The 1,641-nt window shown below is 56.8% G+C and carries 1 protein-coding gene; it reads left to right on the forward strand.

Annotation, left to right across the window (positions count from 1 at the left end; genetic code table 11):
* Window positions 1–1,641: beta strand repeat-containing protein (locus CWE22_RS12060; protein ID WP_211618721.1), on the forward strand; the 1,641-nt coding region annotated here is incomplete at both ends.

The raw sequence follows: 1,641 nt of genomic DNA on the forward strand, positions 1-1,641 counted from the left end.
CTGCCACCTGGAATAACACCGCCGGTGGTGACAATAACGCCAACATCTCTGCGGTCACGGTTGATTTTAGCCAGTTCGGTGGCGGCGCTGCGGTTGCTGCAACCAATAGCAGTGGTACCTGGACAGCAACGTATACCATTCCAGCGGGTGCATTGGATGCAACCAATCGTGTGGTGTCGGTCACGGCAACAGGTCCCGGTGGTGACTCGACAACCGCGGACGACAATGGTGTGACGGTGGATAATCAAGCACCGACCGTGACTGATGCCAATATTTCTATCAGTGGCGCCTCCGGCACCGGTGGTACCTATATTATCGGCGATACGGTCACGGCAACGTGGGACAATACCGCTGTTGGTGACAACAACGGTGACACCCTAGCGGGCGTCACGGTTGATTTCAGTGCGTTTGGCGGCGGTGCGGCGGTTGCAGCGAGCAATAGTAGCGGCACGTGGACAGCCACTTATACCCTCACCGCTGGCGCGATTGATGCGAGTAATCGCAATGTCAGCGTGAGCGCGACGGATAATGCGGGCAACTCGACGACAACTGCAGATACCAGCAATGCGAGCGTGGACAACATCGCACCGACGGTCACCGATGCGAATATCGCGATAAGCGGTGCGACCGGTAACGGCGGCGCTTATAAGCTCGGTGATACGGTGACGGCAAGCTGGGATAACACGGCAGTTGGCGATAACAACAGCGACACCATCAGCAGCGTGACCATCAACCTCGAGTTCTTTGGCGGGGATACTGCGGTCGCAGCAACGAATACGACCGGCACTTGGAGTACCGCGTTGGTGATCCCGGAAGGGGTGACGGTGGCGACTGCGAATGTCTCAGCAACGGTGACGGATAATGCGGGCAATACGACGACCACAACAGATACCTCTAATGTGAAAGTCGACACCTCACGCCCGGCGATGACGCTGACGACCTCAGATACGTTGTTGACCGTGGGTGAGACGGCAACGATCGGAATTTTCGTTTCTGAGTCGGTCGATTTGACGGTCGATGCGCTGCAAGCCAGTGCTGGGACCTTCAGTAACTTCAGCGGCAGTGGCTCGAACTATACGGCAGTCTATACGCCTGCGGAGAATAGCGAAGGTAGCGTCACAGTCAACATTGCCGCCGACAGCTACACCGATCCGGTGGGCAACAACAATGACGCCTCCAACACCTTGTTCTTAAACATCGACACGCAAGTACCGAGTGTCGATATCACGGCCGATACGGCATCACTCGCTGCCGGGGAGACGGCGCAAGTGACCTTCACCTTGAGTGAAGATTCAACGAACTTTATTGTCGGCGATGTGCAAGTCAGCGGCGGGACCTTGTCAGGCTTTGCCGGCTCCGGCAGCAGTTATACGGCAACGTTGACGCCAGCGGTGGCCAGCACCACGGGCGTGACTGTGGATGTGGCGGCCAATACCTTTACCGATGCAGCGGGTAATAACAACGTTGCGGCGACGCAGTTGAGCTTGAGTGTTGATACGGTGGTGCCAACTATCACCGTTGCAAGCTCAGTCGGTGCGTTGAAAGCCGGTGAGACGGCAGCGCTCACCTTTACCTTAAGTGAGAGCTCAAACGACTTTGTGGTCGGTGATGTGACCGTTGCCAACGGCAGCTTGAGCAACT

The organism is Pseudidiomarina aestuarii (assembly GCF_003987355.1).
In the GTDB taxonomy this organism is placed as follows: domain Bacteria; phylum Pseudomonadota; class Gammaproteobacteria; order Enterobacterales; family Alteromonadaceae; genus Pseudidiomarina; species Pseudidiomarina aestuarii.